The organism is Streptomyces sp. BK340 (assembly GCF_007827595.1).
GTDB lineage: Bacteria > Actinomycetota > Actinomycetes > Streptomycetales > Streptomycetaceae > Streptomyces.
Genome location: NZ_VISR01000017.1, coordinates 1 through 25,930 on the forward strand (window position 1 = coordinate 1; position 25,930 = coordinate 25,930).

The following is a 25,930-nucleotide window of genomic DNA, read 5'->3' on the forward strand; positions in this document are numbered from 1 at the left end:
TCGAGATCGCAGCTCCGGACAGCCCCGTTCCGCTGAGCTGACACGCTCACAGCGAGTCACCAACTTGGGTTGACAACTCCATTGGGAATCCTTTCCGTCCGACGTGATCAACGAGCTAGGCCGCCGCAAGTTCGCACCACACGAACTTCCCCCGGTTCCCGAACCGGGCCGACGGCTGCCAGCCCCAGTAGTCCGCACACGCCCTGACCAGCGCCAGCCCCCGCCCCTCCTCCACCAGCTCGGCGACCTGCTCCAACGGCCGCGGAGGCTCCGGCGGCCCCGGGTCCGTGTCCCACGCCCCGATCCACACCACCCCCTCCGGCGAGCGACGCACCCTCAACGCCGCCGGCCCCTTCGTATGCCGCACCGCGTTCGAGACCAGCTCCGTCGCCAACAGCTCCGCCGTGTCCACCAGGCCAGTCAACCCGTGCAGGGTCAGGATCAGACGCAGAGTGCGGCGACAGACAGTCACCGCTCTGAGGTCGTTCGGGATGTAGAGCGTGTAGTCCCAGCTATCGGGCATGCGTCAACTCCGTTCAGAGACAAGGGAATGCGCGCGCGGTGGCATTGCCGCACCCGGCATGACAGGACGGAGCGGTGCGCTTCCGCTGCGTGTGCGTCGCGTGACTGACGGTAGGGCTCAAATTTGGTCCCGTGCAAGTCGTCCCGTAATCTCACCCCTGAACGAGTCACTCCCTCCCGGCAGTTGGGTATCTCAGGAGGAGCCATGCCACGCAGGCAGCAGGCGAGTGCACGTCAGCAGCGCCTAGGCGCCGAGCTGCGGAAACTTCGTGAGGCCGCGGGACTCAAGGGGCGCGAGGCCGCCGCGCTGCTCGGGACCGACTCCGCGCAGGTAAGTCAGATCGAGGCCGGCCTCGCAGGGGTCAGCAAGGTGCGCATACGGCGGATTGCGGCGCAGTACGCCTGCACGGACCAGGAGTTGGTCGATGCGCTGGCCGCAATGGCCGTCGGCCGGACGCAGGGTTGGTGGGAGGAGTACCGAGGCCTCCTCCCGACGTCGTTCCTGGATCTGTCGGAGTTGGAGCACCATGCCGCTTACCGATGGGACGTGGAATTCCTTTACGTCCCCGGGCTTCTTCAGACGGAGGAGTACGCTCGGGCGCTCTTCTCGTCCCGCGTTCCCGAACTGCCTGAGGAGGAGCTGGAGTTGCGGGTCCAGCACCGGATGCAGCGGCGGTCCATCCTTGGGAAGGGGCGGTTGATCCCGTACGACGCCTTGGTTCACGAGGCAGCGTTGCGCATCATGGTCGGCAGCCGCGCTGCGTCACGGGCCCAACTCGTTCGCGTCCTGCAGCTCTCCGAGGCGGACCATGTCACTGTGCGAGTGATCCCCTTCGATCGGGAGCACTTCACCGACGTCGGTGCCGCCATGGTGTACGCGGGCGGTGCCGTTCCGAAGCTGGACACCGTCGTACGCGATGGGCCTCACGGCACCGTCTTCATCGACTCCGAAGCGCAGTTGGGCGTGTTCCGAACACACTTCCGTAGACTGCAAGCAGTGTCACTTGACCCTGAGCGATCGCGTGACTTCATCCACAGGCTGTCAAAGGAGCTGTGAGGCACTCATGGCCAACCGCGATCACTGGCGCAAGTCGTCCTACTCCGGCGGCGGCGACGGCAACGCCTGCGTGGAGATAGCCGACCGCCGGACCCGCATAGCCATCCGCGACTCCAAGACCCCGGCCAGAGCAACCCTCACCTTCCCGACCGCAGCCTTCACCCCCTTCATAGACGCCCTGAAGGACACTCGCCCCTGACCCCGGCCGGGATCACAGGCCCGGCCGCCGCCGGGCGACGAGGGCCGCGATGTCGTCGTCGAGCGCGCCGCCGCTGTAGGCGATCAGGTCGCGGTGGAGATGGTCGAGGAGCTGGTGGGGGGCCTCGCCGCCCCACGAGCGGACGCGTTCGGCAAGGGGGTAGAAGGTGCCGGACCGGTCGCGGGTCTCGGTGACCCCGTCGGTGTACAGCAGAAGTTGGTCTCCGGGGTGGAAGGGGGTGAGGTCGACGTGGTAGCCGTCGCTCACCAGGTCGCCGAGGTTGAGCGGCGGCGAGGGAGCGGCGGGCTGCAGCTCTCGTACCTCGCCGCGGTGCAGCAGCAGTGGGGGAGGGTGGCCGCAGGTGAGGGTCCGGACGACCGGTTCGTCGTCCGGGATCTCGGCGAGGAGCGCGGTGGCGAAACGTTCGGCGACGACCTCCGAGCCGGGGACCTCCGGGTACTTGGCGGCGTTGCGACTCACGCTCGTCTCCAGGCGGCAGGCGAGGTGGGGCAGGTCGGGCGCGTCGTGGGCGTTCTCGCGGAAGGCGCTGAGCAGCATCGCCGCCGCCTGCATCGCGAGCAGGCCCTTGCCGCGTACGTCGCCGATGAGCAGCCGTACGCCGTGCGGGGTGCGGATCGCCTCGTACAGGTCGCCGCCGATCCGGGCTTCCGCCGCAGCAGCCAGGTACAGACTCTCGAGTGTGACGTGACCGAGGTGCCGTGGAATCGGATGCAGCACCGCCAGCTGGGCGGTCTCGGCCACTGAGCGGACCTGGACCAGCTGATGGGCGCGTCGGTCCAGCAGGCGGTTGAAGAAGACGGCGAACGCCGCGATCGCCACGAGGGTGGCCAGCTCGGAGTAGGCGGTCGCATCCCGCAGTGCGTCGAAGTCGGCCATCAGGCCGAGGAAGATGCCGCACGCGCCCACCCCGGTGAGCACGGTCGCCCACAGGGGCAGCAGTGCGGCGCCGGAGATCATGGCTGTGGCGAGGAAGGCGTCCGGCCTGACGGCACGGGGTGTGAAGAGGCCGATGAGCAGGCCGATGAGCAGCAGCAGAGTGGGCAGGAGGGGCAGCAGCCTGCCCCGCACACCAGCGCTCCGCGGGACTCCGCGTTTCTCAGGAGACCTCGCCATCATGCCGCTCCCCACGGTCACACGGGTCGGGTGCAGCCCAGGTCCGGAAGTCCGGCAACCGATTTGGGTAATTTTATCGCTTCTCGCCCGCGGTCCCCGAGCATCGCGTGAGGTGGTGGTGACGCACAGGCATCACAGGGTGGCGGGTGCCGAGGGCCGACCGATCCGAACGAAACCGCCTAGAGCAGCCCGGACCCCGCCAGGAACTTCCCCACCTTCGCCACCTCGTCCCCGGACAGCGGCACCTGCGGCTCCGCCGTCACCGGGCAGTCGATGATCCCGCGCAGGTGCAGTGCCGCCTTGAACGCGCCGATCGCCGACGAGCTGCCGCCCATCCGTGCCGGGGCCCCGACGCCGACCATGCCGAACAGCGTGCACAGCCGTTCCTGCTCGCTCCGGGCGCCCTCCCAGTCGCCCGCCCGGGCGGCGCGGTAGAGGCGGACGTAGCCGTGCGGGTCGACGTTGCCGAGGCCCGGCACCACGCCGTCGGCGCCGAGTGCCAGGGCCGAGTCGACGATCAGCTCGGAGCCGGTCAGCACGCTGAAGGCGGGGTGGGCGCGGGCACCGGTGACGACTTCACGGAAGGCGGCCAGGTCGCCGCTGGAGTCCTTCAGGCCTGCCAGTACGCCGTCGGAGGCGAGGCCCAGCACCAGCTCGGCTGGGAGCTTGGTGTGCACAGCGGACGGGATGTCGTAGGCGACCACCGGGACGGGGCTCGCGGCCGCGATACGGCGGTAGTGGTGGACGATCTCGGCGGGGTGGGTGCGGGCGTAGAAGGGGGCGGTGACGACGACCGCCCGGGCGCCGGCCGTGGTGACCGCCGAGACGTGGTCGAGGACGCGCGGGGTGGTCATGTCGATGGCCCCGGCGAGAACGGGCAGCTGACCGGCCACGTGGCCGACGACCGCCTCGACCACCAGCCTGCGCTGCGTGTCGGTCAGGAAGGCCGCCTCCGAGGTCGAGCCGAGCAGGAACAGCCCGTGCACCCCGCCCTCCACCAGGTGCTCCACCAGCCTGAGCAGCGAGGGGACGTCCACCTCGCGGTCCGGTGTCAGGGGGGTGCAGACGGGCGGTACGACACCGGTCAGCGGGGCGGGAAAGGTCATTCAGGGCTCCTGGCGTGCTAGGTCACGGGTCGACTCGTCCTCCTCCACAGGATGGTGGCAGCGGAATCGGTGTCCGGGCCGCGACGCGGCCGAGAAGTCCGGCATCGAACCCGCGCAGACCTCGTCCGCCTTCCAGCAGCGGGTGCGGAAGGGGCAGCCGCTCGGCGGGCGGGTCGCCGACGGCACCGGGCCGGTCAGCGGGATCGGGTCGATGGGGTCGAGCAGGCCGGGCGTGGCCGAGAACAGGGCGCGGGTGTACGGGTGCCGGGCCTGGCCGGTGACCCGGGCGGCCGGGGTCTCCTCCACGATCCGGCCCAGGTACATGGTGATCACCCGGTCGCTCATCCGCCGTACGGTCTGGATGTCGTGCGAGACGAACACCAGGGCGAGGCCGAGGCGTTCCTTCAGGTCCAGGAGCAGGTTGAGGATCTGTGCGCGGACCGAGACGTCCAGGGCGCTCGTCGGCTCGTCCGCGACCACCAGGCCGGGGTCCAGAGCGAGGGCGCGGGCGATGGCGACGCGCTGCCGCTGGCCGCCGGAGAGCTGCCCGGGCAGCGCGTCGGCGAGGGCCCGGGGGAGGCCCACCAGGGCCATGAGTTCCCGCACCCGGTCGTCCCGTTCGGCCTTGGTGCCGCGTCCGTGGACGTCCAGCGGGTCGCGCAGGACCCTGCGCACCGTCAGCCGGCGGTTCAGGGCCGTCGCCGGGTCCTGGAAGATCATGCCGGTGCCCGCGCCGACCGCGGCCCGGCGTTCGGCGGGCGGCATCGACCACAGGTCCCGGCCCCGGAACGACACCGTCCCGGAGGTCGGCCGCTCGATGCCCACCAGCACCTTCGCCAGCGTCGACTTCCCGCACCCCGACTCGCCGACCACCCCGACCGTCTCGCCGGGCGCCACGGTGAGATCGGCGCCGGTCAGGGCGTACACCCGGTCGCGGGTGAACAGGCCGCCGCTGCGGGCCTTGTGGACGACGTGCGCGTCCCGGACTTCCACGACAGCGGTCACTGCAGCGCCTCCTCACTCTCCGCCGACGTCAGCTGCACCGCCGGGTGGTGGCAGGCGGCGGTGTGGACGGGCGTTCCCGCGAGAGCGGGCGCGGTCGTGCGGCACACCTCGGTCGCCAGCGGGCAGCGGTCGGCGAAGCGGCAGCCCGCCGGGAAGTCGGCGGGGGACGGCACGACACCCTTGATCTGCGTCATCCGCTCCTCGGCGGACTCCAGCGAGAGCACGCTCCCGAGCAGGCCGCGCGTGTAGTGGTGGGCCGGTGCCTCCACCAGGTCCGCGGTCACACCCGTCTCCACGATCTGCCCGCCGTACATCACCACCACCCGGTCGGTGATGTCGGCGACCAGCGCCAGGTCGTGCGAGACGAGGATCAGCGCGAAGCCCAGTTCCGCACGCAGCCGCAGCAGCAGGTCCATGACCTGGGCCTGCACCGTGACGTCCAGGGCGGTGGTCGGCTCGTCGGCGACGATCAGCCGGGGCTCGCGCGACAGGGCCATGGCGATCAGGACGCGTTGGCGCTGGCCGCCGGAGAGTTCGTGCGGGTAGCTGCGCAGGGTGCGCTCGGGGTCGAGGCCGACCAGCGAGAGCAGCTCGTGCGGGCCGCGTCGGCCGCCGCGCCGGACGAGCTGTCCCAGCTGGGCGCGGATGGTCATCGCCGGGTTCAGCGAGGACAGGGCGTCCTGGTAGACCATCGCCATCTCGTGGCCGAGCAGCCGCCGTCGTACCCGCATCGGCTCGGCGAGCAGGTCCCGTTGCCCGAAGCGCACCTGCCCGCGCACCTGGGCCTCCTTCGGCTGCAGGCCCATGACGGTGAGCGCGGTCAGCGACTTGCCGCAGCCCGACTCGCCGACCAGGCCCAGCACCTCGCCGGGGTGCACCTCGAAGCTGACCCCGTCCACGATGTCCACGCCGCGGTGCCGGCCCGGGAAGCCGATGGCGAGGTTCTCCACCGCGAGCACCGGCTGACCGCCGCCGGCCGGCCGGGGCCGGGCCCGCGCGCGCAGCCGCCGGGCGGCGTCGGTCAGGCCGGGCAGCGGGAGCACCTCGCCGGTGCCGGGTTCCGCCGTCTCCAGGTGGTCGTCGGGCGTCGCCACCTCCCGGGCCGCCGGGGCCGCCCAGGCGTCCGAGACGCCCTCGGAGAGGATGTTCAGGGACAGGACGGTGAGCAGGATCAGCAGCCCGGGAAAGACGGTCGCCCACCAGCCGCCGGTCAGCACCATGTTCTTGCCGTCGGCGATGACACTGCCCCAGGACGGGTCCGGGGGCCGCACGCCCGCGCCGATGAAGGACAGCGACGCCTCGAAGACGATGGCCTCGGCGACCTGGACCGTGCAGAACACCAGGACCGGGGCGGCACAGTTGACGGCCACGTGGCGCAGCACGATGTGCGGGGTGCGGGCGCCGATCACGCGTTCCGCGGTGACGTAGTCCTCCCCGTACTGGTCGAGCACGTTGGCCCGCACCACCCGGGCGACCGGTGGCGTGAACAGGAAGGCGATCGCGCAGATCAGCACGTTGATCCCGCCGCCGAAGACGGCGACCAGCACGGCCGCGAGCGCGATGCCCGGGAACGCCATCACCACGTCCAGGCAGCGCATCAGCGTCTCGTCCACGGACTTGCGGGAGGTGGCGGCGAACGCCCCGACGACCGCGCCCACGACGAGTGCGAGCGCGGTCGCGCCCAGCCCGATCGCCAGCGACCAGCGGGCGCCGTACATCAGCCGGCTGAGGATGTCCCGGCCGAGGCTGTCCTGGCCCATCCAGTGCGCGGCCGACGGATGTCCGGTGCCGTCGACCGGGTCCTGCTGGTCGAGCGGATCGTGCGGGGCGAGCACGGGGGCGAGCACCGCGACCAGGACGACCAGAGCCAGGAAGCAGACGGCGACCTTCGACAGCGGCGGCAGCCGGCGCCGGCCGCGGAGCCGGACGCCGGGCCGGGAGAGCCGCTCGGTGAGCTCGGCGCGCGTGACCATCAGGCCGCCCTCAGACGTGGGTTGACGAGCAGGTAGAGGATGTCGATGACGAGGTTGACGACGACGAACCCGGTCGCGGTGGTCAGTACGACCCCTTGGACGACGGCCGGGTCGCCGTTCTGCACGGCGTCGATCATCAGCTTGCCCATGCCGGGCAGCGAGAAGATCGTCTCGATGACGACGGCACCGCCGAGCAGATAACCGACCCGCAGACCGAGCACGGTGAGCGGATTGACCAGGGCGTTTCTGAGGACGTTCCGGCCCACGACCACCCGGGGCGGCAGCCCGCTGCCGATCGCGGTGCGCACGTAGTCCTTGTCCAGCTCCTCCACCACCGACGTCCGCACGATCCGGGTCAGCTGGGCGGCCACCGGCAGGGACAGCGCGAAGGCGGGCAGGGCCATGGTCCTCAGCCAGCCGGTGAAGGAGTCGGCCGGGTTGATGTAGCCGCCGGTCGGGAACCAGCCCCGGTCCACCGCCAGGTACTGGATCATCAGCAGCGCCAGCCAGAAGCCGGGCGCGGCGACCCCGACGAGGGAGACGACGCGGATGACCTGGTCCGGCAGCCGGTCGCGGTACACGGCGGCGGTGACGCCACCCGCCAGCGCCAGGACGACCGCGAGGCCGAGGCCGAGGAAGGTCAGCTGGAGGGTGAGCGGCAGCGCGGTGGTGACCTGGTCGACGACCGGGGCCCGGGTCAGGGCGCTGGTGCCCAGGTCGCCGTGGAGCAGGTCGCCGACGAAGTGGACGTAGCGCACCGGGAGCGGGTCCAGCAGGCCGTTGCGCTCCCGGAAGTCGTGCAGCTGCTGCGGGGTCGGGTTCGCGCCCTGGAAGAACGCGGACGCCGGGTCGACGTCCGAGAACCGCATCACCAGGAACACGAACAGCACGATCCCGAGCAGCAGCGGCACGAGCAGGGTGACGCGGCGGAGCAGGATCCGTACGACAGCCGTCATGCCGTCAGGTCCACTGGGCTTGCAGGAGGTTGATGCCCGGGTAGGGCTGCGGCCTTATACCCGTGAGCTTGCGCGGGTCCCAGGCGGTCATCAGCTCGTTGTGGACGACCGGGTAGAGCACGGCCTGCTCGGCGACGACGTCGACGTAGTCCTGGATCATCGCCTTCTTCCTCGCCGGGTCCGGCTCCCGGGTCGCCCGGTCCATGTCCTTGAAGAGCTGCTTGGCGACCGGGTTGCCGGCCCACCGCGTGTACTGCATCCACAGGTTCTGGGGGCCGTAGTTGTAGTGCATGATCAGGTCGGCGTCGAGCCCGAACTGGTTGGGGTTCGAGGCCGCGGCCACCACCTGGTAGTCCTGCTTCTGGTCCATCTTGGTGAACACGGCCGTGGTCTCCTGCGGGGCCAGCGTCGTCTCCACGCCGATCGCGTCCCAGGAGGACTTGACGGTCGGCAGACAGTCCACGATCCAGCTGACGTTCACGGCGAGGATCTCGATCTTCAGGCCCTTGACCCCGGCGGCCTTCAGCAGTGCCCTCGCCTTCCCGGGGTCGTAGTCGTAGACGGTCCTGGCCCGCCGGTAGCCGGGGTTGGCCTCGTCGAGGAACGACGACGCGGGCTTTCCGTGCCCCTTCAGCGCGACCTGCACCATCTTCTCGGTGTCGATCGCGTAGTGCAGTGCCTGCCGCACCCGCACGTCGTCGAAGGGCTTGTGCCTGGTGTTGAACATCAGGAACAGGTTGTTCATCCCGGCGCCGCCCGCGACCTTCAGACCGCCCTGCTCCAGGCGGGGGATGTTGGCGTAGGGGATGTTGTCGGCGATCTGCGCGCCCGCGCCGGTGCCGGAGATCTTGGCCACGCGCGGGGCCGCGTCCACGATCGTCAGCCAGTTCATCCGCTTGAAGGCGGGCCTGCGCGGGCCGTTGTAGGCCGCGAACGCCTCGAAGGTGGTGTTCGACTTCGGGTGGTGCGCGGTCTGCCGGTACGGCCCAGAGCCCACCGCGAGACCCTTGATCGCGTCGTCCCAGGCGCCGGGCCTGGAGAACACGTGCTTGGGCATGATCTTGGCCAGCGTCAGCCGGGCGATCCCGTCCGGGAAGGGGAACTTCAGGACCAGCTCGACGGTCCTCGCGTCGACCTTGCGTGCCTCCTGCAGCCAGCTGACGAAGAAGCCCTTGGCGAGGGTCTGGGTCTTCGGGTCGAGGATCCGGTCGAAGACGAAGACGACGTCGTCGGCGGTGACCGGCTTCCCGTCGTGGAAGGTCGCACCGGACCGCAGCGTGAACCGCCAGGTCGTGGCGTTCGGGTCCTTCGGCACCTCGGTGGCGAGCGCCGGGTACGGCACCCGGGAGATCGGGTCGGTGTCCAGCAGCCCCTCGTAGATGTGGTTGTTCGCGGCCATGGCGAACGCCGACGCCGTCTGCGTCGGGTCCCAGCTGCCGTCGTTGCCGTACCCGATCACCGCGGTCAGCGTGCGGTTCCTGCCGCTGCCCCCGCTCCCGGTGTCGTTCGTGGACTCCGGGCCGGCGGAGCAGCCCGCCAGCACCGGCGGAAGGGCGGCGGCCGCGCCCAGGGCCCCCGTGTACTTCAGGAACGACCGGCGGCGCGGTGCCGGCACGTCGTGGGTCACGTCGTCGCGCACGGTTCCTCCAGCGAGGTCGGGGGGAGGGGGAGGTACGACGTCCTACGTCCGATCGGTCAGCGTGACCATAAGAGCGCCTGTGGGGGCGGTCAAGAGATCGCACACGAATGGCGTAGCCGCCACAGGTCACACCAATGACGGGGTGAAATCGCCTCGGCAGGAGGTGAGTTGACGCAGCTCACCGGGCGGCGTGGGACGCACTGCGCAGGGCAGACTCCGGTCGAGTCTAGGCACGCTGGGCCACCAGTGGCATGCGAAGAGTGAAATTGCCGGGGGCAGGGGAGCCACCGGAGGTGGACGCGATGAAACTCCCCGTCGGCTCCTGTGCCGTCGACACCCGTACCGGACGCCTCGGCATCGTCATGGGGCACGAAGGGCCGTACGTCCAGCTGCGACCGTACGGCGGCGGGCGGGAGTGGGACGCGAGACCGGAGGCCGTCCGCCGGGCCACCCAGGCCGAGCGGCTGAGCGCGGCCACGGCCCACGCCAATGCACGCAGCCGCGGAGAGGTGCCTTGAAGAGAGCGGGCAGAATGGAGCCATGAGTCTGTTCCGGGACGACGGCATCGTCCCTCGCACCCAGAAGCTCGGGGAAGCGGACCGCATCATGCTGTGCTGTCCCGGGGGTCTACCCCCGGACCCCCGGCCGACGGCAAGTGAGGGCCGGCTGTGAGTCTGTTCCGCGACGACGGCATCGTCCTTCGTACCCAGAAGCTCGGAGAAGCGGACCGCATCATCACGCTGCTCACGCGCGGTCACGGGCGGGTGCGTGCCGTGGCCCGTGGGGTGCGGCGGACCAAGTCGAAGTTCGGGGCCCGGCTGGAGCCGTTCTCCCACGTCGACGTGCAGTTCTTCGCGCGGGGCAGTGAGCTGGTCGGGCGCGGGCTGCCACTGTGCACGCAGAGTGAGACGATCGCTCCGTACGGTGGCGGGATCGTGACCGACTACGCGCGCTACACCGCCGGCACGGCCATGCTGGAGACCGCCGAGCGGTTCACGGACCACGAGGGCGAGCCTGCCGTGCAGCAGTACCTGCTGCTGGTGGGCGCCCTGCGCACGCTCGCCCGGGGCGAGCACGCCCCGAACCTCGTCCTCGACGCCTTCCTGCTGCGCTCGCTGGCCGTCAACGGCTACGCGCCCAGTTTCGGCGACTGCGCCAAGTGCGGAATGCCCGGTCCGAACCGCTTCTTCTCGGTGGCCTCCGGCGGCTCCGTCTGCGTCGACTGCCGGGTGCCCGGCAGCGTCGTACCCTCGCCGCAGACCCTGGTACTCCTCGGCGCGCTGCTTACGGGAGACTGGGAGACGGCGGACGCGTGCGAGGCGCGCCACGTCCGGGAGGGCAGCGGGCTGGTGTCCGCCTATCTGCACTGGCATCTGGAGCGCGGACTGCGCTCCCTGCGGTACGTGGAACAGTGAGCAAGGGAGACGAGAAGCACATGGTCGTACGCGGGATCCTGGGACGTCAGCGCCGCGAGTACAAGTCGCCGGAGCCGCACCCGTCCGGCGCCCGCGCACCGAAGCTCCCGGGCGAGCTGGTGCCGAACCACGTGGCGATCGTCATGGACGGCAACGGCCGCTGGGCCAAGGAGCGCGGGCTGCCCCGCACCGAGGGCCACAAGGTCGGCGCCGAGCGGGTGCTCGACGTGCTGCAGGGCTCCATCGAGGTCGGCGTCCGCAACATCTCCCTGTACGCCTTCTCGACCGAGAACTGGAAGCGCTCGCCCGACGAGGTCCGCTTCCTGATGAACTTCAACCGCGACTTCATCCGCAAGACCCGCGACCAGCTCGACGAGCTGGGCATCCGGGTCCGCTGGGTGGGCCGGATGCCCAAGCTGTGGAAGTCGGTCGCCAAGGAGCTGCAGGTCGCCCAGGAGCAGACCAAGGGCAACGACCTGCTCACGCTGTACTTCTGCATGAACTACGGCGGCCGCGCCGAGATCGCCGACGCCGCGCAGGCGCTCGCCGAGGACGTGAAGGCGGGCCGCCTCGACCCCTCCAAGGTCAACGAGAAGACCCTCCAGAAGTACATGTACTACCCGGACATGCCGGACGTGGACCTGTTCCTGCGCCCCAGCGGCGAGCAGCGCACCTCCAACTACCTGCTCTGGCAGAGCGCGTACGCCGAGATGGTCTTCCAGGACGTGCTGTGGCCGGACTTCGACCGCCGCGACCTGTGGCGGGCCTGCATGGAGTTCGCCTCCCGCGACCGCCGCTTCGGCGGAGCCGTCCCGAACGAGGAACTCCTCGCCATGGAAGCCGCGATCAAGGGTGACGACGCCACTTCGTAGCCACCGGCGGTTCACCCGGGCCGCCGAGGATGCGGGACTCATGAGACGTCTCACGCCTGTCCTCGCCCTCGGCGCCCTCCTGCTCACCGCGCTGCCGGCCCACGCGTCCGACGGTCCCGCGCACCGGGACTCCTACGGCACCAAGGCGCCCTACGTGCCCGGGCAGAACCCGCGCACCTACCAGCGGACCCCCGCCGGTTACACCCCCGTCTTCACCGAGAACGTCTCCCGGCACGGCTCCCGGGCCGCCACGGACAGCGAGGACGGCGACCTCGTCCTCGCCCTGTGGGACAAGGCGCAGGAGCAGGGACAACTCACCCGCAAGGGCCAGGAGTTCGGACCGGCGGTACGGGCCCTGCAGGCCGCCATGTCGCAGGTCGGCCACGGCAACCTCAGCGGACGCGGCAAGCAGGAACTGAAGGACACGGCCGCGCGCATGCAGCAGCGGCTGCCCTCCCTGTTCGGGAAGATCGCCGCGGACGGCGAGAAGATCGACGTGGTCAGCTCCGGCCAGGGCCGGGCCGTCGACAGCGGCAACACCTTCGCGGGCGCGCTCGCCGAGGCCGACCCGGCGCTGGGGCCGCTGATCGGGCCCACCCGCACCGACAAGGACCTGCTGTACTTCCACAAGGCGGCGGGCGGCGCTGCCTACCGCGACTACATCGCGCACGACCAGCGTCTCGCGGACACCCTGAAGTCGATCACCGACCAGCCCCGGACGCACGAGGTCGCCCGCAGCGTCCTGCGCAGGATCTTCGAGGACGACTTCGTCGAGGGGATCGCCGACCAGGTCCCGGCCGCGCAGGCCGTCTACAACCTGTACGCCATCGCGCCCGCGATGAGCGAGGAGAGCCCCGACGGGCAGGGCTGGGGCATGGAGCGGTACGTCTCCCGCTCCGACGCGGCCTGGTTCGGGTACCTGAGCGACGCCGAGGACTTCTACGAGAAGGGTCCCGGCTTCGCGGACAGCGACATCACGTACAAGATGGCCGGCGTCCTCCTGGACGACTTCTTCAAGCAGGTGGAGGCCAAGCGGGACGGCACGAGCGACCTCGGCGCCGAACTGCGCTTCACCCACGCCGAGGAGATCATCCCGCTGGCCGCGCTGATGGGCCTGCCCGGCAGCACCGACCCGGCGAAGCCCGGGGAGCCGTACACCTACGCCGGCAACCCCTGGCGCGGCGCCTCCGTGGCCCCCCTGGGCGCCAACATCCAGTGGGACGTCTTCCGCAACGGCGACGACTACCTGGTCCGCATGCTCTACAACGAGAAGGAGACGGCGTTCAAGGCGGGCTGCCGCCCGATCGCCGAGGGCAGCAAGTTCTACGACCTGGACGAGCTGGAGCGCTGCTTCGGGCGTGGCTGAAAGCTGCCTGTACGATCCCGCCTCATGGTCATGGACATGGGGCGGGACGCCGAACAGGGCGTGGTCGAGCTGGCGTACCAGCCGGTCGCGGGGGATTTCGCGGGGGCACTGCGGGAGCGCAAGCGGTTCAACCGGGTGGGGCGGATCCGGAAGTCGGCCCTGGTCGTGCTGGCCGTCACCTGGGTGCTGAACGTCGCGCTCGCGCTCCCCGACGGCGACCCCGACTGGTTCCTGCTGATCTACCTGCCTCTGGCCGTGGGACTGCTGCTCCTCATACCTCGGTTGCAGGCCCGCCAGCTCATGAAGGTCGTCGCCCGCAACGGGGTGCACCGCGTGACCGTCACGGACGCCGGGCTGACGATGACCACCGACAACAGCACGACGTCGGTCAACTGGGCCGCCCAGCCGTGCTACCGCGAGACCAAGGACGCCTTCTTCACCTTCAGCGACGACAAGAACGCCACCTGCTTCACCGTGCTGCCCAAGCGCGGCCTGCGCAACCCCGCCGACGCGGACAGGCTGCGGGAGATACTCGACCGCAACCTGACTCGGGCCTGAGCCTCAGTTCCCGGCGGAGGCGCAGTCCGCGCACGTACCGAAGATCTCCACGGTGTGCGCCACGTTGACGTAGCCGTGTTCCGCCGCGATGGCCTCGGCCCACTTCTCCACCGCGGGGCCCTCGACCTCGACCGCCTTGCCGCAGCCGCGGCAGACGAGGTGGTGGTGGTGTTCGCCGGAGGAGCAGCGGCGGTAGACGGACTCGCCGTCCGAGGTGCGCAGGACGTCGACCTCACCGGCGTCGGCGAGGGACTGCAGGGTGCGGTAGACCGTGGTCAGACCGACCGAGTCGCCCTTGTGCTTGAGCATGTCGTGCAGTTCCTGCGCGCTGCGGAACTCGGCCACCTCGTCGAGGGCCGCCGCCACGGCTGCGCGCTGCCGGGTGGAGCGGCCCTTCACGGGCGGTCCAGCGGTCGTCACCGTCGTCTCCTCACGTCTCGCGTCTGCCCGGGCCATTGTGCCAGCCCGGGCTGTGCGCGGTCAGGCGCCGACCTCGTCGGCCGCCCCTCGCGTGGCCGGAATCGAGCACTCGGCGGGGTCGCCCGTGGGCTGAGCCGCGGCGGACGCGCGGGCGCGTCGGCGGGCCAGTGGGGTGGCCAGGGCGGTGAGGACGACGAACGCTGCGATGGTCAGCAGGACGATCGTCGCACCGGGCGGAACGTCCTGGTAGAACGAGGTGACCGTGCCGCCGATCGACACGGTGACACCGATGGCGACGGCGATCGCGAAGGTCGCGGCGAAGCTGCGGGTGAGCTGCTGCGCGGCGGCGACCGGTACGACCATGAGCGCGGAGACCAGGATCAGGCCGACCACCCGCATGGCGACGGTCACCGTGACCGCCGCCGTGACGGCGGTGAGCAGGTTCAGGGCGCGCACCGGCAGCCCGGTGACCCGGGCGAACTCCTCGTCCTGGCTGACCGCGAAGAGCTGGCGGCGCAGTCCGAGCGTCACGGCGACCACGAACGCGGCGAGGAGCATGATCGCTGTCACGTCCGAGGGGGCGACCGTCGACAGCGAGCCGAACAGGTACGACATCAGATTGGCGTTGGAGCCGCCCGGAGCGATGTTCACGAACATCACGCCGCCGGCCATGCCGCCGTAGAAGAGCATCGCGAGGGCGATGTCGCCGCGGGTTTTTCCGTACCAGCGGATCAGTTCCATCAGCACCGAGCCGAGCGCGGAGACGGCGGTGGCCATCCAGACCGGCGAGGCGTTCAGCAGGAAGCCGAGGCCGACGCCGGTCATCGCCACGTGCCCGATGCCGTCGCCCATCAGGGGCTGGCGGCGCTGGACGAGGTAGATGCCGATGGCGGGCGCGGTGATGCCGACCAGGACGGCGGCGATGAGCGCCCGCTGCATGAAGGCATAGTCGAGGAGGTCCATCAGCTCAGCAGTCCCGTGCGGAGAGGTTCGGTGCCCGCGGGTGCGTGCGGGTGTACGTGGTCGTGGCCGGGCAGCGCGTGCTGGCCGACCGCCTGCGGGGGCGGGCCGTCGTGCAGCACACAGCCGTCGCGCAGGACGACCGCCCGGTCGATCAGGGGCTCGAGCGGGCCCAGCTCGTGCAGGACCAGCAGGACCGTCGTACCCGCCGCGACCTGCTCGCGGAGTGTGTGCGCGAGCACCTCCTGGCTGGCCAGGTCGACGCCCGCCATCGGCTCGTCCATGATCAGCAGCCGGGGCTCGGCGACCAGGGCGCGGGCGATCAGCACCCGCTGGTGCTGGCCGCCGGAGAGCGCGGTCACCGAGTCCTTGGCGCGGTCCGCCATGCCGACCAGCTCCAGGGCGCGCTGTACGGCCGCCCGGTCCGCCTTGCGGAAGACGCCGAAGCGGGTGCGGGCCAGCCGGCCCGAGGAGACGATCTCGGTCACCGTGGCCGGGACGCCGCCCGCGGCCGTGGTGCGCTGCGGTACATACCCCACGCGCGCCCAGTCCCGGAAGCTGCTGCGCGGGGTGCCGAACAGCTCGATCGTGCCGCCGCTGACCGGCACCTGGCCGATGATGCTGCGCACGGCCGTCGACTTGCCGGAGCCGTTCGCGCCGAGCAGCGCGAGGACCTCTCCGCTGTGCACGGTGAGGTCGATGCCGCGCAGGACCGGGCGCGAGCCGAGTTCCGCGCTCACGCCGCGCATGGCGATGACGGGCTCGCCCATGGTGGTCTCCTCCGTGCCGGTCACTTGGCGCCCAGGGCCTGCTGGAGCGCCTTGAGGTTGGCCTCCTGGACCGAGAAGTAGTCGGTGCCCCGGGACTTCTTCGTGATGCCCTCGAGCGGGTCGAGGACGTCCGTGCGCAGGCCCGCGTCACCCGCGACGGTCTTCGCGGTCTTGTCGCTGACGAGCGTCTCGTAGAAGACGGTGGTGACGCCGTCGGCCTTGGCCATCGTCTCCAGGTCCTTCACGCGCGCGGCGCTGGGCTCGGACTCGGGGTCGAGGCCGTTGATGGCCTCCTCGGTGAGGCCGTAGCGCTCGGCGAGGTAGCCGAAGGCGGCGTGCGTGGTGATGAAGACCTTCGTCTTGGTGTGCGCGAGGCTCTGCTTGAACTCGAAGTTCAGGGCGTCCAGCTTCCCGACCAGGTTCGCGGTGTTCTTCCGGTAGTCGGCCGCGTGCTTCGGGTCGGCCTTCTCGAAGGCCTTGCCCACGCCCTCGGCGACCTGGGCGTAGCGCACCGGGTCGAGCCAGATGTGCGGGTCCTTGCCGCCGGACTCCTCGCCCTCGTGCGTGTCGTGCGCGGCGGCGTGGCCGCCGACCTCGTTGCCGTGCTCCTCCAGCGTGGTCAGGGAGGCCGCGTCGATCTTCGTCCGCACCGGGGACTGGGCCACCGCCTGGTCGACGGAGGGCTGGAGGTTCTTCAGGTACAGGACCGCGTCGGACTCCTCGAGCCCGGCGATCTGCTGCGGGCTGATCTCCAGGTCGTGCGGCTCCTGGCCGGGGGAGGTCAGCGTGGTGACGTGGACGCGGCTGCCGCCGATCTGCTCGGCGAGGAAGGCCATCGGGTAGAACGACGCGACGACGTCGAACTTGCTCGTGTTGCCCGCGGCGCTCGCGCCGGAGCAGGCGGAGAGGGTGGCGAGGCCGAGGACGGTGACCGCGGTCGTCGCCACCGCGGGTATGAGCTGTCGTCGTACGTTCATGACAGTCATTTTCAACAAACATGGAAACCGTTGTCAACAAGCCCTGTCAGGGGTCCGAGATGGGGGGCCGATTTGGCCGTGGGGGAGCCTGCGCCGGTAACCTGAATCATTCGCTGGAAGCATCTCGCTTCAACGCCCGTCGTCGTAATGAAGAGAGCACCGTGGCCGCCGACAAGATCGACACCATCGTCAGCCTGAGCAAGCGCCGTGGCTTCGTTTTCCCCTGCAGTGAGATCTACGGCGGACAGCGTGCCGCCTGGGACTACGGACCGCTGGGTGTCGAGCTCAAGGAGAACATCAAGCGCCAGTGGTGGCGCTACATGGTGACGTCGCGCGAGGACGTGGTCGGTATCGACTCGTCCGTCATCCTGGCTTCCGAGGTCTGGGTCGCCTCCGGCCACGTCGCCACCTTCACGGACCCGCTGACCGAGTGCACCTCGTGTCACAAGCGGTTCCGCGCGGACCACCTCGAGGAGGCGTACGAGGAGAAGAAGGGCCACGCCCCGGCGAACGGCCTGGCCGACATCAACTGCCCGAACTGCGGCAACAAGGGCCAGTTCACCGAGCCCAAGCAGTTCTCGGGTCTGCTCTCCACCCACCTCGGCCCGACCCAGGACTCCGGCTCCGTCGCCTACCTGCGTCCCGAGACCGCGCAGGGCATCTTCACCAACTTCGCCCAGGTCCAGACCACCTCGCGCCGCAAGCCGCCGTTCGGCATCGCGCAGATGGGCAAGTCCTTCCGCAACGAGATCACGCCCGGCAACTTCATCTTCCGGACCCGCGAGTTCGAGCAGATGGAGATGGAGTTCTTCGTCAAGCCGGGCGAGGACGAGAAGTGGCAGGAGTACTGGATGGAGCAGCGCTGGAACTGGTACACCGGCCTGGGTCTCCGTGAGGAGAACATGCGCTGGTACGAGCACCCGCAGGAGAAGCTCTCCCACTACTCCAAGCGCACCGCCGACATCGAGTACCGCTTCCAGTTCGGCGGCAGCGAGTGGGGCGAGCTGGAGGGTGTCGCCAACCGGACCGACTACGACCTCGGCGCCCACTCCAAGGCCTCCGGCCAGGACCTCTCCTACTTCGACCAGGAGGCCGGCGAGCGCTGGACGCCGTACGTCATCGAGCCCGCGGCCGGTGTCGGCCGCACGATGCTGGCCTTCCTGCTCGACGCCTACGTCGAGGACGAGGCGCCGAACGCCAAGGGCAAGATGGAGAAGCGCACGGTGCTGCGCCTCGACCACCGTCTGGCCCCGGTGAAGGTCGCGGTGCTCCCGCTGTCCCGCAACCCCGAGCTGTCCCCGAAGGCCAAGGGCCTCGCCCACGCGCTGCGTCAGTACTGGAACATCGAGTTCGACGACGCGGGCGCCATCGGCCGCCGCTACCGTCGCCAGGACGAGATCGGTACGCCGTACTGCGTCACCGTCGACTTCGACACCCTCGAGGACAATGCGGTGACGGTCCGTGAGCGTGACTCCATGAAGCAGGAGCGCGTGTCGCTGGACCAGATCGAGGGCTACCTCGCCAGCCGCCTGCTGGGCTGCTGACCCCAAGCCCGTCCCGGTGCCGGGTCCCTGTTCACAGGGGCCCGGCACCGCTGCGTTTCACAGGTCCAGGTCCACGAACAGCGCCGCGTGGTCCGAGGCCGCGTTGCCCTTCGACGTGACGGTGTCGAAGGACTTGATGCCCTTTGCGAAGATTCCCCGGGTCTCCACCCCGACGTGCTGCACCTCGGGCCACAACGACGGCGGCAGCAGTATGTAGTCGAGCTTGTCCTGCTCGCTCCTGCACTCACCGTGGGTGCCCGGCACTCCGCGATAGGCGTGATGGCTCATCACGTCACGCAGACCCGTTTCCCCCAGTTCCACGGCCGGCGCGCTGTTCGGGTCGTCGTTGAGGTCTCCGGCGACGACGACGTACGGGGTGCGCTCCAGTGCGGCCTGGTAGATCTCCGCGACCCGCCTGGCCTGGGCCAGCCGCAGTTCCGGATCGTCCTGGAACTTGCTCTTGAGATGGTTGCCGAGGAGCACGAGGGGGGATCCGTCGAGCCGGATCTCGAACTCGGGGCAGTCACGGCTGAAGAGGCGCTGGTCGGGGCGTTCCGGGTTGGTGTCGAAGATGTGGGTCCGCACGGACGTGATCGGGTGACGGCTGAGGATCCCGACGTCGATGCCCCGGGCGTCGTTGCCGTCGATCAGCAGGTTGTACGGGTACGGCCGCCTGCCCAGCGCCCCGGCCAGGACCTGCGTGTTGAAGCGCTCCAGGGTGAGCCGGTCCTCGACCTCCGCCGTGAGCAGGATGTCCGCGTCGACCTCGGAGACCACCCGGCCGGTGTTGCGCACCACGTCCAGATCGAGGTCGTCCTGGCCCAGTTCGGCCCAACCGGCCCATCCGGAGCGGCCGTCGGCGGTGATCTCGACGGTGGTGTCCTTCCCCGAGCCGTGCGTCCTGAACAGCCCGGAGCCCGCGCCCGGGCGGGACTGGTTCACGAAGATCAGCGGCGGGTTCACCGGGTCGATGGCGTACGCCCGGTGCTTCTGGATGAGCCCGGCGATCTCCGCCTTGTCGGCGGCCTGATACACCGGCAGGTCGAGGAGGGTGACCAACCTGGCGAAGTCGCTGAGGACTTCCTCGCGCTTGGCCGTGTCCGAGAGGCGGAACGCCGTGGGCCGGCGGAAGAGGTTCTCCATGTTGAAGGTGGCGATACGGATGCTCATCGCGGGCCTCCTCGGCGGCGCGAGAGCACCGCACGGCCGACGGCAGGCGCCGCCTGAGAGACTGCTCGCCGGCAGTTCCATTCTCCGAGCCCCGGCGAACCGTGTCCAACGGAGCCGGTCTTCCGAATTGGTCCTCCATGAAGGCCCGGGATTGGCCCTGTCCGGGCATCGCCCGGGTCACCAGGGTGGCCTCATGAGCCTTGCCTTTCTGCTGACCACCCTGGTGGTCGTCGCCACCCCCGGTACCGGCGTCGTCTACACCCTCGCCGCCGCCCTCTCCCACGGCCGCCGCGCGAGTGTCGTCGCCGCCTTCGCCTGCACGCTCGGGATCGTCCCGCACGTTCTCGCCACCGTCACCGGGCTCGCCGCGCTCCTGAACGCGAGCGCCGCCGCCTTCCAGATCCTCAAGTACGCCGGTGTCGCCTACCTGTTGTACATGGCGTGGGCCACGCTGCGGGACAAGGAGGCGATCGTCGTCGAGCGGGACAGCGGGCCCCGGTCGGCGGCGCGGGTGATCGTCCGGGGCGTGCTGGTCAATGTGCTCAACCCCAAGCTGACGATCTTCTTCTTCGCCTTCCTGCCCCAGTTCGTCAGCCCCGACGAGCCGCACGCCCTACCGCGCATGCTGGGCCTGAGCGGTGTCTTCATGCTGCTGACCTTCGTCGTCTTCGCCCTGTACGGCGTCCTGGCCGCCTCCGTGCGCGACCGTGTCACCTCGCGCCCGAAGGTCATGGCCTGGCTGCGGCGGAGCTTCGCGGGTTCCTTCCTCGCCCTCGGTGCCAAGCTCGCCCTCACGGCTCGGTAGCGGAGGTCGGTCCTGTCGGCACCGCTCGCTCAGCGGCCCTGAAGCGCCTTCACGTTGTCGCCGAAGGTCCAGTTCTTCGAGCCGTCCCAGTTGACCGACCAGGTCATCAGGCCCTTGAGTGAACTGCCGTAGTGCTTCCAGGCCTGGGAGACCAGGGACGCTGACATGTAGCCGCCGCCCGCGCCCGGCTGCGCCGGCAGCCCCGGCACCTGCTTGTCGTAGGGCACCTTGACGGTGGTGCCCTGCACCACCAGGCCCTTGTCGAGGCAGTCGGTCTGGGCGGTGAAGCCCGCGACGGTGCCCGCCGAGTAGGAGTCGCCCGAGCAGCCGTACATGCTGCCGTTGTAGTACTGCATGTTCAGCCACCACAGCCGGCCGTTGTCGGCGTACTTCTTGATGATCGGCAGGTACGCGCCCCAGATCGAGCCGTAGGTGATGCTGCCGCCGGTGACGTAGGCGGTCTCCGGGGCCATCGTCAGGCCGAAGCCGGACGGCATCCGGGCGAGAACGCCGTCGATGATGCGGATCAGATTGGCCTGGGACGTCGACAACTGGGAGATGTTCCCGCTGCCCACCAGCCCCGTCTCGATGTCGATGTCGATGCCGTCGAAGTTGTACTTCTTCAGGATCGGGACGATGGTCGCCACGAACCGGTCGGCGACCGCGCTCGAGGAGAGGTCGATGCCGGCCGCCGCGCCGCCGATCGACAGCAGGATGGTCTGGCCGGACGCCTTGGCCGCGCACATCTCGGCGGGCGTGGCCACCTTCACGCCGCTGTCCATGCCGTCCTCCCACAGGGCCGTGCCGTCCGAACGGATGACCGGGAAGGCCGCGTTGACGACGTTGTAGCCGTGCGCGGGGATGCGGGAGTCGGTGATGGGGGTCCAACCGAAGGGCGGATGAACGCCGTTGGCCGAGCCGTCCCAGTTCTCCCAGTAGCCCTGGAGCACCTTTCCGGCCGGGCGGGACTTCAGCGCGCAGGTGTCGGCGGCCGAGGCGGTGGGGGCGGCGGCGATCGCGAGGGGGGCGAGGACGGCCGTGGTGAGCGCTGCGGTGAGCAGCCCGAGCGTGCGGCGGAGCATGCGGATCCTCCCGGTGGGGGTGCGGCGAGGTGTCGTAGGCATGTCGGTGCGTCGTCCCGTGGGGGTGCACTGTCCATGACAGTGCATGTGGTCCAGACCTCTAGTCAATAGGTCTGGACCAAGTGGCTCCAGGAGGGGCTGACAACTATGGACTGACAGATATTGAAATCTGTCAGCTGTCATGACAGGGTGGAGGCCATGACGATGCGAACCCGAACCCTCGGAACCACCGGCCCCCAGGTCTCCGCCCTCGGCCTCGGCTGCATGGGCATGTCCGCGTTGTACGGCGACGCCGACCGCGCGGAGTCCGTCGCCACCATCCACGCCGCCCTGGAGGCGGGCGTGACGCTGCTGGACACCGGCGACTTCTACGGCATGGGCCACAACGAGATGCTGATCGGCGAGGCCCTGCGCTCCGCGCCCGCCGCCCGGCGCGAGCAGGCACAGGTCAGCGTGAAGTTCGGCGCCCTGCGCGGCCCCGACGGCGGCTGGACCGGCTACGACGGCCGGCCCGCCGCGGTGAGGAACTTCGCCGCCTACTCGCTGCAGCGCCTCGGCGTCGACCACATCGACGTCTACCGGATCGCCCGCCTCGACCCGGACGTGCCGATCGAGGAGACCGTCGGCGCGATCGCCGAACTGATCGAGCAGGGGTACGTCCGGCACGTCGGCCTGAGCGAGGTCGGCGCCGAAACCGTCCGGCGGGCCGCCGCCACCGCGCCGATCGCGGACCTGCAGATCGAGTACTCGCTCATCTCCCGCGGGATCGAGCAGTCGATCCTGCCGACCACCCGTGAGCTGGGCATCTCCGTCACCGCGTACGGAGTCCTCTCCCGCGGCCTGATCTCCGGCCACTTCTCCCGCGACCGGCAGCTGGCGGCGAACGACTTCCGCGCCTACTCGCCCCGCTTCCAGGGCGACAACCTCCAGCACAACCTGAACCTGGTCGACGCGCTCCGCAAGATCGCCGAGCAGAAGGGCGTGACGGTCGCGCAGATCGCCATCGCCTGGGTGCTCACCCGTGGCGAGGACATCGTGCCGCTGATCGGCGCCCGCACCCGCGAGCGGCTGAGCGAGTCGCTGGGCGCGCTGGACGTGACCCTGGACGAGTCCGACCTGACGGCGATCGAGCAGGCCGTACCGGCGGACGCCGCGGCCGGCGACCGCTACCCGGCCGCCGCCATGGCTCACCTCGACAGCGAGCGCTGACCATGACGCCGGGTACGGTCTAGCCATGGCACCGCCCACCGAGACCCTGACCGCCGAGCGCATCCTCGAAGCGACCGAGGAGGTGCTGCGCCGCCACGGCCCGGCCAAGGCCACCGTGGTCGACGTGGCCCGCGCGCTCGGCGTCAGCCACGGCAGCGTCTACCGGCACTTCCGTACCAAGGCGGCGCTGCGTGAGGCGGTGACCAAGCGGTGGCTGGACCGGACCTCGCAGCAGCTCGCCGGCATCGTCGCCGCGGACGGCTCTCCCGAGGACCGGCTGCGGGCCTGGCTCGCGGCCCTGTTCGAGGCCAAGCGGCACAAGGCGGGCGACGACCCGGAGCTGTTCCGGACGTACACGGTGCTGACCGAGGAGAACGTCGCGGCGGTCGGCGAGCACATCACCGACCTCACCGCCCAGCTCACCCGGATCATCCAGGACGGCGTCGCCGCCGGCGCCTTCACCGCCCCCGGCCCGGCCGCCACCGCCCGCGCGGTCTTCCAGGCCACCGGCCGCTTCCACGACCCGGGCTACGCGCGCGAGTGGCGGCAGCCCGGAGTCGAGGAGGAGTTCACCGCGGTGGTGGACCTGCTGCTGCGCGGTCTGCTCACCTGACGGTGACTTTGAGGATCTTGTCGAGCTGGTAGCCGTTCCGGTCGGTGCCGAGCCACAGCTCGTTCGTGCCGGGGACCTTGGCGAGGGCGCGCAGCTTCCCGTAGGCGCCGTTGTAGAACGCGGTCAGCCTGCCGACGCTCCGTCCGTCGGCATTGATCGGCAGCCGCCACAGCCGCTCTCCGCGCAGCGTCGACGCGTAGACGGAGTTGTCGACGACGGCCAACTGGGCGGGCACGCCTCCGTCGCCCGGCTTCCACACCGCCTTGGGGTTGGTCATGCCCGCGGCGGAGCAGCCGCCCTCGCAGGCGGGCCAGCCGTAGTCGGCGCCCGGCTGGATCAGATTGAGTTCGTCCCAGGTGTCCGCGCCGATCTCGGACTCCCACAGCCTGCCCCGGGCGTCCCAGGCCAGACCCTGCGGGTTGCGGTGGCCGAGGCTGTAGACACGGTTGCCGAACGGGTTGCCGGGCGCCGCGGCGCCGGTCCTGGTGATGCGCAGGATCTTCCCGTTGAGCGAGTTCCTGTCCTGCGCCAGGGCGCCCTCGCGGGCGTCGCCGGTCGTGACGTACAGGTATCCGTCGGGGCCGAAGGCGATACGCCCGCCGTTGTGGTCGCCGCCCCGCCGGATCCCGCCGAGGACGACCGTGTAGCCGCTGAGCGAGGTGCCGTCGAAGCGCATCTTCACGACCCGCGTGCCCTCGGCGGCCGTGTGGACGAAGAACACGTCCCGGTCCGTCGTCCCGTTCCAGGTGGGGGAGGGGGCGACGCCCAGCAGCCCGCCGTTGCCCACGCCGGCGCCGGCGGTGCCGTTGACCGTGTTCGGCACCGCACCCACCTTCTTCTTGGAGCCGTCACGCCCCTGGAGCCACACCGTGGAGCTGTGGCGCTCCGTCACCAGCGCCCTCTTTCCGCCGGGCAGGAAGGAGATGCCCCACGGCTCCGTCCAGCCTGCGGAGAGAGTGGAGGCCCCGGCCGGCGCACTGCCGCCGGCCGGGGCCCGGGCCGCCACGGCCGCCGGCGCCCACTGCACGGTGCAGGCGGCGAGGACGGCGGTGGCGGTGGTGAGGGCGGCTGCGCCCGGGCGGACACGGTGCACTGAATGCGCCAAACGTGACATCAGGTTCCCTTTTCTGACGAGGTGTAGGGAAATGCCATTGGAGTATCGAAGGCCCGCGGACAGGCGGGCCACCTGAACTCCCCCAACCGGAGGCCACTCGTTCCCCGCACGGACGAAGCTCCCTAGGTCCTGTCGTCAAATTCCCGTCGTCGCCCGAAGGGCGGCCTCGCGGCGTCTGGTGCGTGCTCTCGGCGTGCCGGGCGGAAGTCCTCGTACTGGACGTACTTGGGCTTTCGCCCGGTGCGGCGAGAGTGCGTGCCAGGCGTCGTGGGGCAGACGGGAATTTGACGACAGGGCCTAGCCCCCTGCCGTGCACCTCCAGAAGTCCCGCATCAGTGGTGTCGGGGTCGGGTCGGCCATGCCCACCTGGGTCAGGAGCAGCGTGATCGTGCCGGTGGCGGGGACGAGGTGGGCCGTGGTCCCGGTGCCGCCGACCCAGCCGTAGCGGCCGGGCACGTTCCAGGGGTCGCCCGGAGTGACGTCGACCTGGCCGCCGTAGCCCCAGCCCTGCCCCTCCAGGAAGAGCCGGCCGATCTCCCGCTGGGGGGCGCTGAGGTGATTGCTCGTCATCCGGCTCACCGAGGTGGGCGACAGCAGCCGCCGTCCGTTCGCCTCACCGGCACCCAGCAGCATGCGGGCGAAGGCCAGGTAGTCGTCGGCCGTCGAGGCGAGACCCCCGCCGCCGGACGGGAAGGCGGGCATCCGGCTCCACTCGCCGTCCGGGGTGTCCGCGACCTCCAGGGCGCCGCCGGTGCCCTGCCGGTAGTACGTGGTGAACCGGTCCCGTCTGTCCGCGGGCACCTCGAACGCCGTGTCCGTCATGCCGAGCGGCTCGAAGACGCGCTCGGCCAGGAACTCCGGGAGGCCACGGCCCGACACCCGCGCGATCAGCACCCCCTGCAGATCGGAGCAGGTGCCGTACAGCCAGGCCTCGCCCGGCTGGTACAGCAGCGGCACCCGGGCCAGGTCTGCCAGCCAGACGTCCGGGGCCGGACAGGCCTGCGGGGCACGGCCGTCCTTCTGGACCTCGAACAGGGCCCGCACCGCCGGCAGGGCGAAGTCGGAGGGGAAACCCCAGCCGGCCCGGGAGGAGAGCAGGTCCTCCACCGTGATCGGACGGGCCGCCGGCACCAGGTCCTCCGGCGGGCTCGCGGGCGTCCGCACGGCCATCGGCGCCGCCAGCTCCGGCAGCCACTCGGCCACCGGATCGTCGAGACCGATCCGGCCGTCCTCGACCAGCATCAGCACCGCCGCCGCGGTCACCGGCTTGGTGATCGAGGCGATCCGGAAGAGGGAGTCCCGCGCCATCGGAGCCGAACCGCCGGCGTCCGCGTGGCCGACGGTCACCACCTCCACCTCGTCCCCGCGGGCGACCAGGGCCACCGCGCCGGGCACGGTCCCGTCGTCCACGTACCGGTGCAGGGTGTCGTGCAGTGCGGTCATGGCCCTCGGACCTCCGGTCAG

26 protein-coding genes are annotated in these 25,930 nt (G+C 70.4%); 11 read left to right on the plus strand and 15 right to left on the minus strand.

Annotated features, from left to right (window positions below):
• Positions 1-115 precede the first annotated feature (115 nt).
• A complete protein-coding gene (locus tag FB157_RS26775; protein ID WP_145883216.1) occupies positions 116-523 on the minus strand; it encodes an ATP-binding protein in 408 nt (135 codons plus the stop codon).
• A 204-nt stretch (positions 524-727) separates the two neighbouring features.
• Between FB157_RS26775 and FB157_RS26780 the strand changes: the two genes are divergently transcribed.
• Together FB157_RS26780 and FB157_RS26785 are read left to right on the plus strand one after the other, a co-directional pair.
• Positions 728-1,579 carry a helix-turn-helix transcriptional regulator gene (locus tag FB157_RS26780; protein WP_145883217.1) on the plus strand — a complete coding sequence of 284 codons (852 nt, stop codon included), beginning with the start codon at positions 728-730 and terminating at the stop codon, positions 1,577-1,579.
• A gap of 7 nt (positions 1,580-1,586) precedes the next feature.
• Positions 1,587-1,778, plus strand: a complete 192-nt coding sequence (locus FB157_RS26785; RefSeq protein WP_145883218.1) for a DUF397 domain-containing protein — start codon at positions 1,587-1,589, stop codon at positions 1,776-1,778.
• 12 nt (positions 1,779-1,790) lie between these two features.
• On the opposite strand, the gene FB157_RS26790 is transcribed toward FB157_RS26785, so the two are convergent.
• From FB157_RS26790 to FB157_RS26815, 6 genes are all read right to left on the minus strand, one after another.
• Entirely contained in the window at positions 1,791-2,867 is a 1,077-nt protein-coding gene (locus tag FB157_RS26790; protein ID WP_261386562.1) for a PP2C family protein-serine/threonine phosphatase, read from the minus strand.
• Between the two features lie 224 nt (positions 2,868-3,091).
• On the minus strand, positions 3,092-4,018 hold the full coding sequence (locus FB157_RS26795; RefSeq protein WP_145883219.1) for a dihydrodipicolinate synthase family protein: 927 nt from the start codon (positions 4,016-4,018) through the stop codon (positions 3,092-3,094).
• Entirely contained in the window at positions 4,019-5,023 is a 1,005-nt protein-coding gene (locus FB157_RS26800; protein WP_145883220.1) for an ABC transporter ATP-binding protein, read from the minus strand.
• Positions 5,020-6,996, minus strand: a complete 1,977-nt coding sequence (locus FB157_RS26805) for a dipeptide/oligopeptide/nickel ABC transporter permease/ATP-binding protein (protein ID WP_145883221.1) — start codon at positions 6,994-6,996, stop codon at positions 5,020-5,022. The genes FB157_RS26800 and FB157_RS26805 overlap by 4 nt, the downstream gene beginning before the upstream one ends.
• Positions 6,996-7,952, minus strand: a complete 957-nt coding sequence (locus FB157_RS26810) for an ABC transporter permease (RefSeq protein ID WP_145883222.1) — start codon at positions 7,950-7,952, stop codon at positions 6,996-6,998. The genes FB157_RS26805 and FB157_RS26810 overlap by 1 nt, the downstream gene beginning before the upstream one ends.
• 4 nt (positions 7,953-7,956) lie before the next feature.
• Positions 7,957-9,591 (minus strand): ABC transporter substrate-binding protein, encoded by a 1,635-nt coding sequence (locus FB157_RS26815; protein ID WP_145883223.1) that lies wholly within the window; start codon positions 9,589-9,591, stop codon positions 7,957-7,959.
• A gap of 302 nt (positions 9,592-9,893) precedes the next feature.
• Here FB157_RS26815 and FB157_RS26820 point away from each other — a divergent pair, with 302 nt between their 5' ends.
• The 5 genes from FB157_RS26820 (at position 9,894) to FB157_RS26840 (ending at position 13,802) form a co-directional block, all read left to right on the plus strand.
• Positions 9,894-10,109 (plus strand): hypothetical protein, encoded by a 216-nt coding sequence (locus FB157_RS26820; protein WP_145883224.1) that lies wholly within the window; start codon positions 9,894-9,896, stop codon positions 10,107-10,109.
• Positions 10,110-10,259: 150 nt separating this feature from the next.
• Positions 10,260-11,006, plus strand: coding sequence for a DNA repair protein RecO (gene recO / locus FB157_RS26825; protein WP_145883225.1), 747 nt, complete (start codon positions 10,260-10,262; stop codon positions 11,004-11,006).
• A gap of 20 nt (positions 11,007-11,026) precedes the next feature.
• Positions 11,027-11,878, plus strand: coding sequence for an isoprenyl transferase (locus tag FB157_RS26830; RefSeq protein WP_145883388.1), 852 nt, complete (start codon positions 11,027-11,029; stop codon positions 11,876-11,878).
• A 40-nt stretch (positions 11,879-11,918) separates the two neighbouring features.
• Positions 11,919-13,244, plus strand: a complete 1,326-nt coding sequence (locus FB157_RS26835) for a histidine-type phosphatase (protein WP_145883226.1) — start codon at positions 11,919-11,921, stop codon at positions 13,242-13,244.
• A 24-nt stretch (positions 13,245-13,268) separates the two neighbouring features.
• Complete coding sequence (locus FB157_RS26840; protein WP_145883227.1) at positions 13,269-13,802, plus strand: YcxB family protein; 534 nt, start codon at positions 13,269-13,271, stop codon at positions 13,800-13,802.
• A gap of 3 nt (positions 13,803-13,805) precedes the next feature.
• On the opposite strand, the gene FB157_RS26845 is transcribed toward FB157_RS26840, so the two are convergent.
• From FB157_RS26845 to FB157_RS26860, 4 genes are read right to left on the minus strand one after another with little or no spacing between them, the layout of a single operon-like run.
• The gene (locus tag FB157_RS26845) at positions 13,806-14,222 is read right to left on the minus strand and encodes a Fur family transcriptional regulator (protein ID WP_145883228.1); all 417 of its coding nucleotides are present in this window, start codon (positions 14,220-14,222) and stop codon (positions 13,806-13,808) included.
• Between the two features lie 60 nt (positions 14,223-14,282).
• Positions 14,283-15,185, minus strand: a complete 903-nt coding sequence (locus FB157_RS26850) for a metal ABC transporter permease (RefSeq protein ID WP_145883229.1) — start codon at positions 15,183-15,185, stop codon at positions 14,283-14,285.
• Positions 15,185-15,952: a metal ABC transporter ATP-binding protein gene (locus FB157_RS26855; RefSeq protein WP_145883230.1), complete on the minus strand. Its 768-nt coding sequence runs from the start codon at positions 15,950-15,952 to the stop codon at positions 15,185-15,187. Before FB157_RS26855 ends, FB157_RS26850 begins: the two co-directional genes overlap by 1 nt.
• Before the next feature lie 20 nt (positions 15,953-15,972).
• Positions 15,973-16,929, minus strand: coding sequence for a metal ABC transporter substrate-binding protein (locus FB157_RS26860; protein WP_145883231.1), 957 nt, complete (start codon positions 16,927-16,929; stop codon positions 15,973-15,975).
• Between the two features lie 161 nt (positions 16,930-17,090).
• Here FB157_RS26860 and FB157_RS26865 point away from each other — a divergent pair, with 161 nt between their 5' ends.
• Positions 17,091-18,473 carry a glycine--tRNA ligase gene (locus FB157_RS26865; RefSeq protein ID WP_145883232.1) on the plus strand — a complete coding sequence of 461 codons (1,383 nt, stop codon included), beginning with the start codon at positions 17,091-17,093 and terminating at the stop codon, positions 18,471-18,473.
• 57 nt (positions 18,474-18,530) lie between these two features.
• Here FB157_RS26865 and FB157_RS26870 read toward each other — a convergent pair whose 3' ends face one another.
• Positions 18,531-19,643: an endonuclease/exonuclease/phosphatase family protein gene (locus FB157_RS26870; RefSeq protein ID WP_145883233.1), complete on the minus strand. Its 1,113-nt coding sequence runs from the start codon at positions 19,641-19,643 to the stop codon at positions 18,531-18,533.
• Between the two features lie 193 nt (positions 19,644-19,836).
• On the opposite strand from FB157_RS26870, the gene FB157_RS26875 reads away from it, so the two are divergent.
• On the plus strand, positions 19,837-20,448 hold the full coding sequence (locus FB157_RS26875) for a LysE family translocator (RefSeq protein ID WP_145883234.1): 612 nt from the start codon (positions 19,837-19,839) through the stop codon (positions 20,446-20,448).
• A 29-nt stretch (positions 20,449-20,477) separates the two neighbouring features.
• On the opposite strand, the gene FB157_RS26880 is transcribed toward FB157_RS26875, so the two are convergent.
• A complete protein-coding gene (locus FB157_RS26880) occupies positions 20,478-21,530 on the minus strand; it encodes a chitinase (protein ID WP_145883235.1) in 1,053 nt (350 codons plus the stop codon).
• 198 nt (positions 21,531-21,728) lie between these two features.
• On the opposite strand from FB157_RS26880, the gene FB157_RS26885 reads away from it, so the two are divergent.
• Together FB157_RS26885 and FB157_RS26890 are read left to right on the plus strand one after the other, a co-directional pair.
• Positions 21,729-22,739 carry an aldo/keto reductase gene (locus FB157_RS26885; protein ID WP_145883236.1) on the plus strand — a complete coding sequence of 337 codons (1,011 nt, stop codon included), beginning with the start codon at positions 21,729-21,731 and terminating at the stop codon, positions 22,737-22,739.
• A gap of 25 nt (positions 22,740-22,764) precedes the next feature.
• Positions 22,765-23,352 (plus strand): TetR family transcriptional regulator, encoded by a 588-nt coding sequence (locus FB157_RS26890; protein WP_145883237.1) that lies wholly within the window; start codon positions 22,765-22,767, stop codon positions 23,350-23,352.
• Here the strand turns inward: FB157_RS26890 and FB157_RS26895 are convergent.
• Both FB157_RS26895 and FB157_RS26905 read right to left on the minus strand, forming a co-directional pair.
• On the minus strand, positions 23,345-24,466 hold the full coding sequence (locus tag FB157_RS26895; protein ID WP_145883238.1) for a sorbosone dehydrogenase family protein: 1,122 nt from the start codon (positions 24,464-24,466) through the stop codon (positions 23,345-23,347). The two genes, FB157_RS26890 and FB157_RS26895, sit on opposite strands and share 8 nt — an antisense overlap.
• Before the next feature lie 297 nt (positions 24,467-24,763).
• Positions 24,764-25,909, minus strand: coding sequence for a serine hydrolase (locus tag FB157_RS26905; protein WP_145883239.1), 1,146 nt, complete (start codon positions 25,907-25,909; stop codon positions 24,764-24,766).
• Between the last annotated feature and the right edge of the window lie 21 nt (positions 25,910-25,930).